The sequence below is a fragment of the Bacillus sp. FJAT-27445 genome, from assembly GCF_001510665.1.
Classification (GTDB): domain Bacteria; phylum Bacillota; class Bacilli; order Bacillales; family Cytobacillaceae; genus Bacillus_D.
Genome location: NZ_LMTI01000008.1, coordinates 65082 through 80914, shown reverse-complemented (window position 1 = coordinate 80914; position 15833 = coordinate 65082). Strand labels below are relative to the sequence as shown.

Here is a 15833-nt window from a genome sequence, read left to right as displayed (position 1 = left end):
AAGTTGTTTTTTTAAAAAGCAAGCTGAAAACGCTAACAATAGAAGGTGGACTTTAAATGAATTTTATCTTTTTATTGACTGGAATTTTGTTTATTTTTGTTATTGGCTTCCTAGTCAGTAATGATAGAAAACATATTAAATATAAACGTATTCTAATCATGTTAGGGGTACAAATCCTCTTAGTCTTCTTTATGATGAATACCAATATCGGTTTAGTTGCGATTACAAAAGTAGGCGTGTTTTTTGAAAAATTAATGAAGCTTGCTGATGCAGGGATTCAATTCGTATTTGGCGGAATGGTGAATGAAGGCGGATTTACATTTTTCATCTCAGTCTTATTACCGCTAGTATTTTTATCCGTGTTGATTGGGATTTTAAATTATATAAAAGTATTGCCATTTATCATCAAATATTTAGGCTTATTTTTAAGTAAGATAACTGGCATGGGAAAACTGGAAAGCTATTTCGCAATATCCACTGCTACACTTGGACAACCAGAAGTGTTCTTGACAATTATCAAACAAATTCCACTGCTAACGCCAAAAAGGCTTTATACGATTTGTACATCAGCAATGAGTGCGATCAGTATGGCGATGGTTGGGTCTTATATGAAAATGTTAGAGCCGAAATTTGTTGTAACCGCTGTCGTATTGAATATATTTAGTGCTCTAATCATTGCGAATATTATCAATCCATATGATTTGGACGAAGATGAAGATTTAATCCAAATAGAAGAAAAAGAAAGACTTCCATTCTTCCAAATGGTTGGAGAAAGTGTAATGGATGGATTTAAACTCGTTATTATTGTTGCTGCTATGCTATTAGGGTTTATTTCCTTAATGGAAATGATCAATGTCGTTTTCCTTGGCGTTTTCCAGATTTCTTTCCAAACGGTTATTGGCTTTATTTTCGCACCAATTGCTTTCTTAATGGGTGTTCCATGGGCGGAAGCAGTCCAGGCAGGTGGAATTATGGCCACTAAGCTAATAACAAATGAATTTGTGGCAATGTTGAATTTTGGTGAAATTTCAAACCAGCTTTCCGATAAAACAGTCGCAATTGTATCTGTTTATCTAGTTAGCTTTGCCAACTTCGGAACTGTAGGAATTGTTGCTGGTTCCATCAAGGCAATTAGTGAAAAGCAAGGTAATCATGTTGCAAAATTTTCTTTGAAACTTTTGCTGGGTGCAACATTAGCATCTGTCATTTCAGGAACAATGATGGGTCTTGTAATGTAAAACTTTTAATGAGGTGAATGGTATGAGTAAAAGAAAAATTATTATCGATTGCGATCCAGGCCATGATGATGCAATCGCAATTATACTAGCTGCTGCACGGCCGGAATTGGAGATTCTAGGAATCACAACAGTTTCAGGAAATGCTGAAATTGAAAAAACAACCGATAATGCTTTGAAAATTTGTGATTTGGTTTCTTTAACAGATGTTGTTGTTTCAAAAGGTGCAAGCGAGCCTTTGATGCGCTTCCGGGAAACAGCACCGGGTATTCATGGTGACTCAGGTTTGGATGGTCCGGAGCTCCCTGAACCGTCCCGCAGCTGGAGTGATGAACATGGTTCTGACACGATTATTAGATTAGTAAAGGAATCCAAAGAGCCTGTTACTATTCTGCCAACAGGTCCATTAACAAATATTGCATTAGCTTTAGTGAAAGCACCGGAAATTAAGAATAATATAGAAGAAATTGTTCTAATGGGCGGGGGGACTTTCGGTAACTGGACGCCAACGGCTGAATTTAATATTTGGGCCGACCCGGAAGCAGCAAAAAAAGTATTCGATAGTGGCGTTCCAATCGCGGTAATGGGACTGGATATCACACACCAGGCCTTGGCAACAAAAGAAGTGATTGCTCAAGTGAATCAAATTGATAATAAGGTTGCCAATATCGTTGGAGAACTATTAGTATTCTTTGCTTCTACCTATAAAGAGATGTTCGATTTCGATGGAGCACCCGTACACGATGTCTTAACTGTCGCATACTGTGTTGCTCCAGAATTATTTAAGATGAAAGATGTAAATATTACGGTAGAAACCAAAGGCGAGTTTACAGCGGGAACGACGTTGGTAGATTTGCATGGGGTCACCGGCAGAGAAGTGAATGCTAAGTTTGGGCTGGAGTTGGATGTAGAGGGTTTCTGGAAGCTCATGATTGACGCGTTGAAAAAGTACTGATTCGGGGTGGCGGTGCCTGGTTGAGCGACAAAGATTTGGTGAAAAGCTGAAAAGGTGTTGCACAAATCCCGTTGAGTGACAATGTCCGAGCAAAATTCGGAAAGGATGTCACTTAAACCATCGGATCATTTTAATTCAGATCAAATTTCCCTGCTCTCACCATATAGACTTCATAGATTACAAATAGTAACCAGACCCGGCTAAATTGAAGCCGGGTTTTTTATGTTTTTAAATATTCACCCAACGGTTGAAGGGAGTCCTTTAATACGTTTTAAGGAAAATTGTGTTAAAGTTACTTATGCCAGTTCCTTGTTTATTTTAATAAAAACGTTCGGAAACTCTTGAAAAATACATTGGTATCGGAGGAATAACCATGTCCAATAATGACAGACCTAGAAGAGTAATTCTGGATTTAGCAGTTACTTTAGATGGTTTTATAGAAGGAAAAAATGGAGAAGTGGATTGGTGCATCATGGACTCTGATATGGGGTTCACTAATTTCTTGTATCAAATAGATACTATTTTATATGGAAGAAAAAGCTATGATCTATGGGGAAAATATACTCCAGGAACTGAGGTTTCTGATACCGACAAGGAAATTTGGGAACTGGTCCATAGTAAGAAGAAAATTGTATTCTCAAGATCGCAAAATGGGACAGATGATGAAGCAACTTTTATAAACGATAATATCCTTGAAGAGGTTAATAATCTAAAGAATATGCCTGGTAAAGACATCTGGCTGTATGGCGGATCGAGTCTTATTACAACTTTTATAAATTTAGGGCTTGTTGATGAATTCAGATTATCTGTTCACCCTGTAATCCTGGGAGAAGGAAAACCATTGTTTATCGACATAAAGCAGAGAATGAATCTAAAACTCGTTAATACAAGAAGCTTTTCCTCCGGCGTTGTTCAACTATGCTATCACCTTAGTCAATAAACGGGTACATGTATACAGGTCCCACTTTGTAAACTAATTATTGAACAAGCGTAGCAACTGAAGATGAAAAGTAAGGGGGAGCAAAAATGGTTATACAAGCGAATATGTCGCCAGATAGAATCGTAAATGTTTGGGAAGTTACTGCAGTTATTTTTGAAAAGTATAACATCCCTATGACAAAACGTACTTTGGAGGAAATAGTTGAAGGGGATAACCTTTCTTCACTTCTTAGAGAATTAAACTCTGCGGTTGGAAGTTCTACAACAACTTGTATAGAAGGTGGCTGACAAATGCCAACCAGCAAGGGGTAGTTTACTCCTTTGATGTATATAAAAAAAAAGACTCAATGAGGTATTTAAAGTAGGACGAGTCGGATAAATGGTAATCATTTCTTTCGAGTGTTACTGTTATAAGAAGGAAAGAATATACTTGTTCGCTACTTGGAACCAGGTGAAGTTTATCGAGTGTATTCGTATACTCCTGGTGATTATGGTGTTTATGGAGTTGGCGGCGAGTTATTTGTTGGCAAAAATGAACCAATAAAATATGAAACTCCGTCAAAAGAAAAGCTTTCTTTAGCAAATAAGAAATAATCATCGAAAAGTGCGTTGATCCAGTGAGGATTAGCGCATTTTTTGTTGAACAAAAACGGAAAGTTACTTAAGAAGCAAAAGTGTGTTGAAGGATAAGAAGTATTCTTTGATGAACATCTCACATTAATAATTTTTATTATTCAGAAGGTTATGAATATTCGTATGAAGAATATATTAAAAAGACGATTTTTTCATCGTCTAACTACAAAATCGAATATCAAATACAACTGCTTTCTTTTCCTCTGGAGCCTGATTGTATCTCCTTTTTTTATTGGAAAGAGAATAGATTCACATAAGATGACACGTTCACCCCCAGGAAAATTATTAAGGAGGTAATACAGGTGAAAGCAGCTATTTACAGTACATTTGGTCCCCCTGAAGTGTTGGAGATAAAGGATGTCGAACAGCCATTCCTCAAAGATGATGATAGAGTGCTGATTAGAGTCCACTGTGCCTCGGTCAATGCTTTAGACAATTTGTACCGAAAGGGCTATTTGCCTTCAAGGTTGGACAATGGACTGACAAAACCAAAAAATTCGATACTGGGCATAGATGTTGCGGGTACGATTGAGGCTGTCGGTAGAAACGTACAAAGATTTAAGGCAGGTGACCATGTTTTTGGGAGTTGTTTCGGATCCCATTCCGAATATGTCTCACCGCGTCAGAATTCATTAAGTCATATGCCTAAAAACGCCACTTTTGAGGAGGCAGCGGCTATACCGTGTGCTGCCCAAACTGCGCTGCAAGCATTACGAAATGTTGCCCAGGTAAAGCAGGGACAAAAAGTTTTAATCTATGGCGCCTCAGGCGGCGTTGGGCACTTTGCTGTTCAGCTTGCCAGACACTTCGGGGCTGAAGTAACCGCGGTTTGCAGTACGTCGAACCTTCAGTGGGTTAAAGAACTGGGGGCACATTACGTGATTGATTATACCAAGGAAGATTTTACGAAAAGTGGGAAGAAGTACGATGTCATTCTCGATGCGGTAGCGAAGCGGACCTTTTTCAGTTGTTTGCGTTCTCTAACCGATACGGGAGTTTACATTACAGAAAATCCACTCTACCCAAAGTATCACCCCATTCAAATGATAGTCGGTTCTTTGATTGGCCGCAAGAAAGCAAAGATCCATCTTGCGAAACCAAATGATACAGACCTAGATTTCTTACGTGGTCTTGTGGAAGAAGGAAAATTAAAACCAGTTATTGAGAAATGCTTTCCTTTGGAACAAATCGTGGAGGCTCACCGGCACATTGAAAGTGGGCGTACAAAGGGGAAAATTGTTCTTAAAATCAAAATGGAGTAATACATATCAGGTGCCTTAGTCCAATCAGGATTAAGGCACCTTTTTGTTGAACTTCTTCTTATCGAGGAAGAAGAGAAAAAGAGAAAATCTACAAATTATATATGTAAAAACTTATGAAACGTCATAAAAAAATTATAATTACCCTTATACTGCATAGCTGTTAGCATAGATAGTAGCTAAAGGCTAAAAAGAGGAGGGGTTTTATTGGAGACTGAAATTAGATTTAGAATGGCTACTGAAAAAGATTTAGATAGTATTGTTGCAATGCTTGCTGATGATGTTTTAGGAAGTAAACGTGAACGATATGAGCATCCACTTCCTAATAGTTACATAAAAGCATTTGAGGCTATTAAATCTGACCCTAATAACGAGTTAATAGTGGCTTGTGAGGGGAATAAAGTAATTGGGGTGCAACAAATTACCTTTACACCTTACTTAACACATCAAGGTGGATGGAGAGCTACTATTGAAGGAGTGAGAACTTCAGCTTCTGTAAGGGGTAAAGGTGTAGGGACTGAACTTATAAAATGGGCAATTCAACGTGCGGAAGAACGTGGTTGTCATTTAGTACAACTGACAACCGATAAAAAAAGACCAGACGCGTTAAGATTTTATGAACGTTTAGGTTTTAAAGCAACACATGAAGGTTTAAAGCTCAAACTTTGATTTTTTTTAAAAAAACTTAAATTCAGAGAGCTCAATGTACTCGGGGAATAATAATAACAGCTGGCTTAGATGAACCAGCTGTTTTTTTTTTTTTGCCTATCGAAAGAGTAAGAACTGCAATTTAATAGGGTCTTTTATTGCAAATGTCGTAGTTTATCTGGATTAGCAACTGTGTAGATCGTCTGAATTCGATTGTCGTTAAAGGCAAAGGAGTAAACATATTGCAGGTGATCATCGGTTGTTAATATCAGTCCTGGACATCCGTTGACTGTAGCAAATGTGATGGTGAACTTTCCTGCATACATTTTCAATAGGTTTTGAAGCAATTGGATTACTCCAGTAGCACCGAATATAGGTATCTGGGCTGCCTTTACTTTTCCGCCACCATCTGAGTACATTGCCACATCTTCACTAATAAGATCCAATAATTGATTAACGTTGCCATTTAAGATCGACTGTACAAACTCTTTTACTGTCGATTCCGCAATTGAAATTGAAGGTTGTTTCTTAGGATGGTAGTTCATGCTTTTTTTCGCACGGTGATATATTTGCCGGCAATTTGCATTGCTTTTTCCAAGAATTTCAGCTATTTCATCATACGTGTATTGGAAGACATCACGAAGTAAAAAGACGGCTCTTTCCGTTGCATTTAGTTGCTGTAATAATAGCAAGTATGCGGTTGAGATGGATTCCTGTTGCAAAAAGACTTGTGAAGGATCGTTCTGTGAATTCTGTATTTCAAGCAGTGGTTCTGGAAGCCACGGGCCGACATATACCTCGCGTTTTTTTGCGGATGACCGTATCAAATCCAGACAGCGATTGGTGACGATCTTACATAGATACGCTTTTTTATTTTCAATCTGTTCGCGGCTGGGGAGCTGATCAAAAGTTATAAAGGCCTCTTGGACAATATCTTCTGAGTCCATCACACTGCCTAACATACGGTAGGCTAAGGAAAAAAGCAGAGGTTGATAGGTTCGATATAGTCCTTCCATGCTCATAATTTGATTTCCTCTCTCGTTTTTTCATAATTGTGAAACGGCTCGTTTCGCGCTAGCTACGGATGCATCAACGACCAGTTCCCCGTGCGAGGCCCAGTCACCAGCCACATATAGTCCCTCAATTTCAGGAACAGATGGACCTGGATTCTCGATTCTTTTTATATGAGGAAAGTCATGGACAACTGTCATTTTCGGAAGGAACTGTCTGATAACTAATTCATTCCGCCAGCCGGGTTGAACAACATCTAACACTCGCTCCAACTCAACCTCATCCTTCACTGCATCTGTTTGCGGCCCCTGATATTTAAAAAGTGAGACCAGTTTTGTCCCATCATCACTCATGATAGCTGGCCTTGGTTTTCCCTCTCGTGTTTGATGTGTAAGGAATATTGGTTGATCCAATCCATAGATAAATTGGTGCTCATGTATCGGCAGCTGGAGCAATCCAACATCTAGACAGGCAACGGTCACAGGAATCGCTTGCTTGTTCCACTTGTCGAGTGCTGTTTGATCCGCATGTGGAACTAGTTTGTGAGAAACAGAAGGTGGTGTGGTTAGTATAACATTCGCTGCTTCTATTCTAGTGCCATCCTCACATAAAATCGAATGTACTGTTTGATCTTGATGTTCGACTGTAGCCACTTTACAACCGGTGACTATCTCCACTCTTTGTTGGACAGCAAGTTCACGCAGTTCTTCTACAATTTTCCCCCAGCCTTTATCGAGATACAACACTCCTTTTAGTGCACGCTGCAGCTGCTTTAAGGCAGGACCAGCAGCATGTAATTCAGGAGCAAGCACATAAGTGGATGTCCGGAGCAGTGCATAGAAGACGTTACGCAGCATTGGATCATTTAATTGAGTTTCAATCCAATCACGGATACTGATCTGGTTCCAAACGCTTGTATCCATTTTTCCTAATTTAATGAACCACTTTGCTAATTCGAGCTTTCCGCTCAAACTTAGGAGCGGCGATTGAAAAAAGGAGGATGCGTTCGTGGGTAAAGGCAATAATTGTTCTTTCCACATCCCGTAAGCATCAATAGATGGTGTGCTTCCCTCAAGTCGTAAACCGAATTCCCGGAATGCTTCATATGCTTCCCCTTTATACAGTGCATGCGCGCCCAAATTGAAATATACCCCTTGCCTTTTGTTCGTGATTGCTCTGCCTCCCAATTGTTTTTGCTGCTCCAATACAATGGTTCGTTTTCCTGCTTTTGCTGCATAGATCGCACTCGTTAAACCTGCAATTCCCCCGCCTACAATAGCCACTTCATATTTTGTCATCGTAATCATCCTTTTCGATTATTTACAAACATAACGGATGAGTGAATGATTCTGTGACAAAATGGGGGTAAAAGTTTTTGGATGGAGTGTATCTTAAGGTAATACGAACTGATTCAAGAAGCCTATTTACGCGCCGCACCAATGCGTTTGTTAAAAGAATGGAATGAGATGCACAAGAATGAGTTTTAAGTTGCTACGAGGAAAAGAGTCCCTGTGTATTGCTGATATGGTTGTTATTGGTTTAATGAGTATTACTCCCTAAAAGTCATTACAATATAAGACCATTTAAATAGAGGAAGAAGAATCACAAGAAAATTGAACGCTTATGTATTGCTGATATGGTCGTTTGTGAAGGATTACAATTGAACTATAGGGAGATTAGTTGAACAAAAGTTTGGATATTTATGGTAAAATGTTGTTAGACTATGGGAGGGGTATTTATGGACTTATTTTTCTTTTTCAATATGTTTAAAAATATTATTTCTACCTTTTTTCAAAATGGAATTTGGGTAATCGGCTTTTTTTACTTGTTAATTAAGACTTTTGAAAGCGATAAACTTAAACATTTCTCCAAATATGTTATAGGAATTGTTTTGGCAATATTATTTGTTTATTCAGTAATAGTAAGTATATAAACTATATTTCCTTATTCGAGTATCGGGTGTCTTTGATCCAAAAAGGATTAAAGCACCTTTTTGTTGAATTCCTTATTGAACAAACGGGGTTAAGTTTAAGAAATAAAAATTGAAGCTATAAGGCTGATTAGCAACCAGCCGTGATAAAAGTGATTATTGAAGTGGACGGGTATTTTCATCAAGCTCTTTTAACAGGAAAAAAATGTTCCAAAAAGGAATTAAAACAAAAATATCTCCAGGCAAAGGCTTTAACGACTGATATTAAAGAACTTGGTAACGTGTTCTCGCTTCTTCATAACTTTGAACAACTCCCTTATGACAGTGAAATTCAAATTGATTTTGTTATTGATACTGATACGGATAGGATTTATTCACCTTCTTATTAAACGAACGGGCAGTTTAGTGAAAGAAGAGGCATTATTAGAAGTATGTTGAAATAAGTAATATGTGGGAATGTTCCACTTCAATATTTTTTGGGGGGAGAGTAAATTTGAAGAAAATAATTACTTTATTATTTACAATAATGCTTTTAACAGCTTGTTCAGAAACTACGACCAATGATTATCAATTTAGTGGAGAAAGTGAACATTGGGAAGCTGAATACTCCTATAAAGGAACAGAAAAATGGGGAGAAAAGGACGGGAAAAAAACTTATTCGAACGAAGATAGCTATGAATTCGTATTAAAATATAAAGGTTCTTTAGAAGAGTTGTCTTCATTACAAAAACTTGAATACTCTTATGAAACTATTAGTAGTAGTGGGAAAAGAACTGAAGAGCTCACGGAACCCCCATCAACAGTAACATTTTCGTCTTCAGGTAGTTCAAAAGGTGGGGCAAAAGTAAGTAAGGATGAAGTTATAAAAGTAAAGGTAAAATGGGATGACTTTGAAGAGTCATTTGAACTGCATAATAATAGTAAGTAACTTCATTAAACTTACGGGTGCGTGTCTAGAACAAGGAAGACGCTAATTTCAAGTCGAATTTAATAATTGTTTTAAGTAAAATGGGGGGTTATTTAGTGGAACAGAAAGAATTTTGGTGCTTAATTGAAAAGTCCAGGGAACATGATGATCAAGCGGAATTGTTAACTGAGGTATTAGCTCAAAAAGGATTAGAGGAAGTTTTAGAGTTTGAATTTTTATTTAGAGAATTAATGAACTATAGTTATAAATCCCGTTTATGGGGAGCGGCATTTGTTTTGATGGGTGGCTGTTCTGATGATGCTTTTGATTATTTTCGTGGATGGCTGATTGGGCAGGGTGAAGAAATATTTAACAAGGTCATGAAAGACCCAGAATTTTTAGCAGAATACATAAATGAAGATAACCTTGATGATGAAGGGTACCCGCAAAATGAAGAATTGCTCTCGGTTGGCTTTGATGCCTATAACCTGATAAAGACAGGTGATATTGAATGGAATGACAGTATATACGATGAGCTATTAGAAGCTCTTGACAAAAAGGGGTTACAGCCTGCAACTGACATAGAATTTGATTGGGAAGAAGATGATCTGGAAGATTTATTTCCTATTCTTTGGGAAAGATTTGGAGAAGAACCACTAGGTTAATTTGAGAAAACTTAATTAAGTGTTTATCTTTAACAACAGCCCTTCTACAGTTGCTAAACGGCCTAATTTATTGCTTCCTTTTTATCTTCTAACGAAGAGTTCAAAAATAAATTAACTCGAAAACCAAAATGAAAAAGCGCCAAAAACCCTTGGTACTTAAGGGGCAGTGCGCTTTTTTTGTTTCATGTTCAAAGGGAAACTGAGAGTCTTTTTTAACTTAATATCAATTTCTTAGGCGAATTTTTGATCCAGCATTGAGATAAATTGCTTTGCTGCCGGTGTAAGATGTGTACCGGTGATATACACACATTACTCCCCTTATTTATGGAATTTTACATGAAGATAATCCTTTAAAATACTGTCATGCGGAAGACTCTAAAACGGCTGCTATTGAACTGGAAGCTTTTCCTTATAGAGCTAAAGGGAGCAGGTTAGTTAAGTGATTATATGGTAAAATAAGGGTGGGAAAAGTAATAAGAAATAGGGGTTGGAAGAGATTGATTTTGATTAATGGCAGTTTTTTTGTTGTCTTAGGAGTCCTAATCTATCTTATTGTTCGTTCCATTTTTATTGGATGGCAGTACAGGAACCAAGTACAAATATACTGGCTTAAGGAAATTTTGAAGTTAGTGTTTGGCATCTACATTTGTTTGGTTATTTCTGTTACCTTATTCCCTATACCAATAGGGTTTGAGAATGACTATAAAAATCTTTTCCGCTCGATAAATGTTGTGCCCATTGTATCAATTATTAGGGATATAAGTCAGATTGGAACTGCTTATGAAGGCGATGTTTATTTTATGATTTCTCTTATTGTTAGGAACGTGGGAGGAAATATTTTATTATTTATGCCATTCGGATTTTTAGTGCCAATTGTAAGTAAAAAGATAAAAGATTTAAAAACAGTTACTATTCTGGGTTTAGCAATGTCCGTAACTATTGAACTTTTTCAGTTGTTACAATCCTTTGGCGGTGGATGGGGACGAGTTACTGATATTGATGATGTTATCTGTAATGTAATAGGTGTTGTTTTGGGCTACCTGATTTATGTTCTTATCATCAAAACTGGTGAAAAATTTAAAATAAAAGCACTGGATTAACCGCCTTTTTTATTTAATATTTTATTGAGCCAACGGGCCAGGTAGATCAATAAAGGAATAATACATTGTTAGATAGAATTAATGATAAAAAAGATTAGGGGGATATTATGGATAATCAATTTAGAAAATTTCTAGACTCTTATTTAGATGCTTGGCGTTCTTCCTCATTAACAGAAATTAGGGATTTATTATCAAGTAATTATAAGGGAAGAGAAATTACGGGGGATGAGATTGTTGATTTTGGGTTTGAAGAATCAATGCTTGGTTGGGAACAAGGGTTTAATTTTGTTAAAGAAAATAACGCCCAATGGGAATTGAACTTAATTTCTATTATTCCGTTAAGAGCCGATGAGATGTTGGTTATCATATCTGCAACGATTCTCATAAAAGGAGAGCGTTTAAATTCAGCAAATTTATTTTTCCAGACCTTTAAAAAAGATAGTTCTAATGATTGGAAATTGGTAAGAAGTTATATAGAAGCAGGAATTCCAATAGAGAATATAAAGAGAATGCAATTTAACTAGCGGGCGTTAATCCAAGAAGAATGAAGGAACCTTTTTGAAAATAAGAGAGGTTGTATTGTTAATGACAGATTATGGTGATGAATTGTTCAAGGATACAGCTTGGTATTATTCACGTTACAGGCCAATATATCCAGCATCTTTAATAAGGTATTTAATAGATAAGTTTTCCCTCGATGGTAATGGCCGAATGCTTGATTTAGGGTGTGGTACCGGACAATTGGCGTTCAGGTTCGCTGATTGGTTTGAAGAAAAAGAAAGACGAAAAGGCGTTATCCCCTCGGGAATAATGCCTTTTTAATAGCATTCGAGTATATGGGGCATTTCCACATTAATATCAAGAAAGTTCGAGTTTTACTTTAAAATCTGATTCAGGGCGCTATCAAGACTTTCAAATGAGAAAGTGTAACCTTCCTTTTGCAACCGTTCTGGAATAACCCATCGGCTCTTCAATACCAATTCCGTTTCAGTGTTTATGAACAATGACCCCATTTCCAACAACCATTTGGGCGAAGGAAGACCAAACGGGACATTCATGGCATTCCGCAGCTCTTTCATAAATTCACGATTCGAAACAGGGTTTGGAGAAGAACAATTAAATACCCCATCCAAATCTTCCCTTCCGATTAAGAAAAGGATAATTTGAAACAAATCTTCAATATGAATCCAACTGAACATTTGGTTTCCATTCCCTTGAATACCCCCGAGACCAAATCTTACTAAATTTAGATAAGGCAACATCACGCCGCCATCTTTACCGAGAACGATAGCAATGCGCAATGCGATTTGTCTTGTTTTAGGCAATGTGAAAGAGAAAAAGGTGTTCTCCCAGTTCTTAGCGACATCAACAGAAAAACCGGTGCCAATTTCGCCATTCTCTTCTGTCATAGGGCGGTCTTCTGCGTGGCGATAAATGGTTGCGGTACTCGAATTCATCCATGTCTTAGGCGGGTTGTTACATAATTGTATACACTCTCCGAGGATTGAGGTAGTAAGCATCCTTGATTTCATTATTTCATTTTTGTTCTGTTCATTATATCGGCAATTGACAGACTTTCCAGCGAGGTTGATAAGAAGCTCCGCATCTTCCAAAGCATCGACAATGCCATGTCTATCTTCCCATGAAACAGTGTGATTTTGCCTTGATATAATAATTACCTCAAAACCTAATTGACTGAATCGGTTTTTAAGATACTCACCGATAAAACCTGTTCCGCCAGCCAATACAATTTTCTTCATAAGACCACCCCGTTAGTCTTTCGCTCTTTAAACTTTTCAAAGCTTTGTTCAGCCAAACTTATTCGTTACTTTAAGAACGGTTCTTAACAATCTATAATAAATGTAACATTAACTTTGTCATTTAACCTTAAAAATGGGTTTGCTGAACGAGGATAGTTGAATAAGCCTAATGCTCAAATGTGAGGGAGAGAGGGTTTCATTAAGAAGCAATTACAATTACGAAATTTAGTAACTTTCGTATCAGTGTTATAATTTAAATTAATTTATTTGAAAAGGATTTAAGCTTAAAAGGAAACGAAACTGCACGCCTCTCTTATTGAGATGAACTTGTTGTTTGGCATTCTTTTAAAACAAACGGGTCTGTGATCCAGGAATGGCTTTGTCAAAAGGATAAAAGCACCTTTTTTGTTGAATTCCTTATAGGGCTAAAGGATAGGATAGCTTAAAAACGATACGTACTAGTATGGGTAAACTTGGTTAATAACCGAGTAAATACGAAAACTAGAACTAGATAGGTAACTCAACCTAGAATAAGAATGAGGTGATTTTATGAGTAAAGCTAAAGGAAAAGGCGGAACAGGAAGAGGAACAGACAAGAAGGGTTGGAATCGTTGGCAGGCTGGTGCAAACAAGAAAAAGAGTGCAAAACCTTATATAAGTAAAGGTATTAAAAAAACGGATGTTGAAAATGACTCCACGAGCAATAGGTAAAGTCACTTTTCCGAAAGAAGGATCGCTTTTTCTTATTCAAATAACGGGAGCTTAGTACAACAACGTCTGAGGATAAAAGGTAATCCATCTAATAACGACCACGATTGCAAAGAAGGTAGAAGATAGGACTATCTGATTAGATTGTAGTTTATAATGTAAGACGTAAACTAATTGTTTGGCTATTGAAATCTGGGAATAGGAGGTTGATTGACGTGAAGGAGACAGATATTTCTTCGTTAGTCTGTACGATAGCTCCTTGGCTGTCGGTACGTAATGGAGAACGAGCAGTCGAATTTTACAAAAGTGCTTTTCAAGCAAAGGAAGTCTATCATATAGAAGATCAAAGTGGTGCTATAGTGTCAAGGCTTGCAGTAGGCGGGGCGGAATTCTGGGTAAGTGAAGATACTGGAGCGGAAAACTGCAATGCAGTTCGGATGATCTTGACAGTGCAAAGCCCAGATTTGGTATTCCAGAAAGCTCTAGCTGGTGGTGCATCAGAAGTTTTTCCTGTGCAAGATGCACACGGTTGGCGGGTGGGACGCTTGGTTGACCCATTTGGTTTCCATTGGGAGATTGGTTTTCAATACAAAGAGTAGACAACTAGGGTCACAATTGTAAAATATTATAATTAAAGAGCGGATACGAGAGCAGGGGAGCAACGCATAAGGGGCGTTGCTCTTTGTTTAGAAATACTTTTGATATCCTGCCTGAGCCTACCACTTAGTTGGGAATAAATCCGTGTGGTTTCACTCTTCTCGTGCCCTAGGAGACTTTGTATGAAAAGAATTTATATAAAGTATCTGTCACCCATAGTACATATGTTAAAATTTGGTTAGTCTTATAAATGGAAGTGATCTTAATGATTCAAATATTTGGAGTAATTGGTTTTTATTTATTACCTCTATATAGTATTGTTTTTTGTTTAAATTTAGTCTCAATCTTAAAGAAGGTAAAAAATGAAGAAAATACCGGTATAAACTCACTATGGCTTGTGGTTTCTTTCACTTTGATTATTGTTACCTTCGCATCATTGATTGTTGGAGTATCCTGAAAATAAAACCTAACCCTTTTCGAATATAGGGTGCTCTATCCAAGATGGATTTACCGTATTTTTCAAAATTGATTTATTCAGCTACGGGGAGTTTAGTTGAACAAGGATATGGATTTTTATGGAAATTCAGTGCAATAAGTTTAGTGTGTGAATTTTGATTTTCGGGAATTTATTGTTGGATTTCGGAAGGGAATGAGCTTAATTGAGAGTAATCTTGGAATTTATTCGAGTTATAGTAATACTTCTCATTCTTGGTGGTTTAATAGGAGCGTTCGTAAAGTTAATATATGCGAGTTTTGGAATAAATGTAGATAATACCAATGGTGCTTGGTTAGTTGGAATATCGATCCTTATCTTAATTTTTGTTTTGTATAAAAATAAACTTCAATTTTCTGGATTTTACAAAGGAGCAGGTAAGGTAAAACTCTCGAAAAAAGTTGGCATTTCTCTGATTCTTTGGTCAGTAATAATGCTAATTTTAGCACCCTTCTTCAACTAACGGGCTGGTCAGCTTAAGAAGGAATATGTAATTAATTAAACGAAATACATAGAAATGGGTCTTTATTACAGGGGGTGACAGTAATGATTTATGAGATGACCTATCAAGTTCGCGTATCTAATTTTGAAGAAGGGGAAAGGTGGTATAAAACATTATTAAATAAAGGACCTGATTATACCCCTCACGCAGGTTTTGCGGAATGGGAGCTAATTCCAGGTTGCTGGCTCCAGGTTGCCGAAGGTACAGCATCCAAAGGTAGTGGACCAATACGCCTTGGTGTATCTTCTATTGAAACTGAACGAAATAGGATGATTAAGGAGTTGAATGTCGATTCGTTTGAAATCTACTCTAGAGAAGAGGTACCTGTAAAATGGGCAACATTTACTGATCCTTGGGGAAACCAACTTGGCTTCTTTGAATACATCAGTGAAAAGGAGAAAAATGAGAGAATAAGAACCATATTAGGCAATGTTGAAATATAACATCCTGTAAAAATAATGGCGTATTCAACCACTCGCGTTGATCCAGGA

Annotated in this window: 18 protein-coding genes; 15 read left to right on the top strand and 3 right to left on the bottom strand. The window is 37.3% G+C overall.

Annotation, left to right across the window (positions count from 1 at the left end; translation table 11 throughout):
- Positions 1–56 precede the first annotated feature (56 nt).
- The 6 genes from AR337_RS21130 to AR337_RS21105 all read left to right on the top strand — a co-directional run bounded on the left by AR337_RS21130 (position 57) and on the right by AR337_RS21105 (position 5690).
- On the top strand, positions 57–1238 hold the full coding sequence (locus AR337_RS21130; RefSeq protein WP_059174034.1) for a NupC/NupG family nucleoside CNT transporter: 1182 nt from the start codon (positions 57–59) through the stop codon (positions 1236–1238).
- A 22-nt stretch (positions 1239–1260) separates the two neighbouring features.
- Complete coding sequence (locus tag AR337_RS21125; protein ID WP_059174033.1) at positions 1261–2190, top strand: nucleoside hydrolase; 930 nt, start codon at positions 1261–1263, stop codon at positions 2188–2190.
- A 373-nt stretch (positions 2191–2563) separates the two neighbouring features.
- Positions 2564–3130, top strand: coding sequence for a dihydrofolate reductase family protein (locus AR337_RS21120; RefSeq protein ID WP_059174032.1), 567 nt, complete (start codon positions 2564–2566; stop codon positions 3128–3130).
- Positions 3131–3216: 86 nt separating this feature from the next.
- A complete protein-coding gene (locus tag AR337_RS21115) occupies positions 3217–3417 on the top strand; it encodes a hypothetical protein (RefSeq protein ID WP_059174031.1) in 201 nt (66 codons plus the stop codon).
- A 647-nt stretch (positions 3418–4064) separates the two neighbouring features.
- Entirely contained in the window at positions 4065–5024 is a 960-nt protein-coding gene (locus AR337_RS21110) for an NAD(P)-dependent alcohol dehydrogenase (protein WP_059174030.1), read from the top strand.
- 204 nt (positions 5025–5228) lie between these two features.
- On the top strand, positions 5229–5690 hold the full coding sequence (locus tag AR337_RS21105; protein WP_059174029.1) for a GNAT family N-acetyltransferase: 462 nt from the start codon (positions 5229–5231) through the stop codon (positions 5688–5690).
- Positions 5691–5824: 134 nt separating this feature from the next.
- Here AR337_RS21105 and AR337_RS21100 read toward each other — a convergent pair whose 3' ends face one another.
- Positions 5825–6691, bottom strand: a complete 867-nt coding sequence (locus AR337_RS21100) for an RNA polymerase sigma-70 factor (protein ID WP_059174028.1) — start codon at positions 6689–6691, stop codon at positions 5825–5827.
- Between the two features lie 24 nt (positions 6692–6715).
- A complete protein-coding gene (locus AR337_RS21095; RefSeq protein ID WP_059174027.1) occupies positions 6716–7978 on the bottom strand; it encodes an NAD(P)/FAD-dependent oxidoreductase in 1263 nt (420 codons plus the stop codon).
- A 784-nt stretch (positions 7979–8762) separates the two neighbouring features.
- Between AR337_RS21095 and AR337_RS21085 the strand changes: the two genes are divergently transcribed.
- From AR337_RS21085 to AR337_RS21060, 6 genes are all read left to right on the top strand, one after another.
- Positions 8763–8999, top strand: a complete 237-nt coding sequence (locus AR337_RS21085; protein ID WP_082687120.1) for a hypothetical protein — start codon at positions 8763–8765, stop codon at positions 8997–8999.
- 104 nt (positions 9000–9103) lie between these two features.
- The gene (locus AR337_RS21080; protein ID WP_253702048.1) at positions 9104–9538 is read left to right on the top strand and encodes a hypothetical protein; all 435 of its coding nucleotides are present in this window, start codon (positions 9104–9106) and stop codon (positions 9536–9538) included.
- A gap of 95 nt (positions 9539–9633) precedes the next feature.
- Positions 9634–10182, top strand: coding sequence for a DUF4240 domain-containing protein (locus AR337_RS21075; protein ID WP_059174025.1), 549 nt, complete (start codon positions 9634–9636; stop codon positions 10180–10182).
- Between the two features lie 497 nt (positions 10183–10679).
- Complete coding sequence (locus AR337_RS21070; RefSeq protein WP_059174024.1) at positions 10680–11282, top strand: VanZ family protein; 603 nt, start codon at positions 10680–10682, stop codon at positions 11280–11282.
- A 107-nt stretch (positions 11283–11389) separates the two neighbouring features.
- Positions 11390–11806: a hypothetical protein gene (locus AR337_RS21065; protein WP_059174023.1), complete on the top strand. Its 417-nt coding sequence runs from the start codon at positions 11390–11392 to the stop codon at positions 11804–11806.
- 34 nt (positions 11807–11840) lie between these two features.
- On the top strand, positions 11841–12104 hold the full coding sequence (locus tag AR337_RS21060; protein ID WP_059174022.1) for a hypothetical protein: 264 nt from the start codon (positions 11841–11843) through the stop codon (positions 12102–12104).
- 53 nt (positions 12105–12157) lie between these two features.
- On the opposite strand, the gene AR337_RS21055 is transcribed toward AR337_RS21060, so the two are convergent.
- Positions 12158–13042: a TIGR01777 family oxidoreductase gene (locus AR337_RS21055; RefSeq protein ID WP_059174021.1), complete on the bottom strand. Its 885-nt coding sequence runs from the start codon at positions 13040–13042 to the stop codon at positions 12158–12160.
- 549 nt (positions 13043–13591) lie between these two features.
- Here AR337_RS21055 and AR337_RS22940 point away from each other — a divergent pair.
- From AR337_RS22940 to AR337_RS21035, 3 genes are all read left to right on the top strand, one after another.
- Complete coding sequence (locus AR337_RS22940) at positions 13592–13753, top strand: DUF3934 domain-containing protein (protein WP_082687108.1); 162 nt, start codon at positions 13592–13594, stop codon at positions 13751–13753.
- A 212-nt stretch (positions 13754–13965) separates the two neighbouring features.
- Complete coding sequence (locus AR337_RS21050; protein ID WP_059174020.1) at positions 13966–14349, top strand: VOC family protein; 384 nt, start codon at positions 13966–13968, stop codon at positions 14347–14349.
- Positions 14350–15386: 1037 nt separating this feature from the next.
- Positions 15387–15785: a VOC family protein gene (locus AR337_RS21035; RefSeq protein ID WP_059174017.1), complete on the top strand. Its 399-nt coding sequence runs from the start codon at positions 15387–15389 to the stop codon at positions 15783–15785.
- Positions 15786–15833: the final 48 nt, after the last annotated feature.

Excerpts from the sequence above, each read along its gene's own strand:
- AR337_RS21130 (WP_059174034.1), top strand. The coding sequence starts at position 57 with ATGAATTTTATCTTTTTATTGACTGGAATTTTGTTTATTTTTGTTATT.
- AR337_RS21125 (WP_059174033.1), top strand. The coding sequence starts at position 1,261 with ATGAGTAAAAGAAAAATTATTATCGATTGCGATCCAGGCCATGATGAT.
- AR337_RS21120 (WP_059174032.1), top strand. The coding sequence starts at position 2,564 with ATGTCCAATAATGACAGACCTAGAAGAGTAATTCTGGATTTAGCAGTT.
- AR337_RS21115 (WP_059174031.1), top strand. The coding sequence starts at position 3,217 with ATGGTTATACAAGCGAATATGTCGCCAGATAGAATCGTAAATGTTTGG.
- AR337_RS21100 (WP_059174028.1), bottom strand. The coding sequence starts at position 6,691 with ATGAGCATGGAAGGACTATATCGAACCTATCAACCTCTGCTTTTTTCC.
- AR337_RS21095 (WP_059174027.1), bottom strand. The coding sequence starts at position 7,978 with ATGACAAAATATGAAGTGGCTATTGTAGGCGGGGGAATTGCAGGTTTA.
- AR337_RS21065 (WP_059174023.1), top strand. The coding sequence starts at position 11,390 with ATGGATAATCAATTTAGAAAATTTCTAGACTCTTATTTAGATGCTTGG.
- AR337_RS21055 (WP_059174021.1), bottom strand. The coding sequence starts at position 13,042 with ATGAAGAAAATTGTATTGGCTGGCGGAACAGGTTTTATCGGTGAGTAT.
- AR337_RS22940 (WP_082687108.1), top strand. The coding sequence starts at position 13,592 with ATGAGTAAAGCTAAAGGAAAAGGCGGAACAGGAAGAGGAACAGACAAG.
- AR337_RS21035 (WP_059174017.1), top strand. The coding sequence starts at position 15,387 with ATGATTTATGAGATGACCTATCAAGTTCGCGTATCTAATTTTGAAGAA.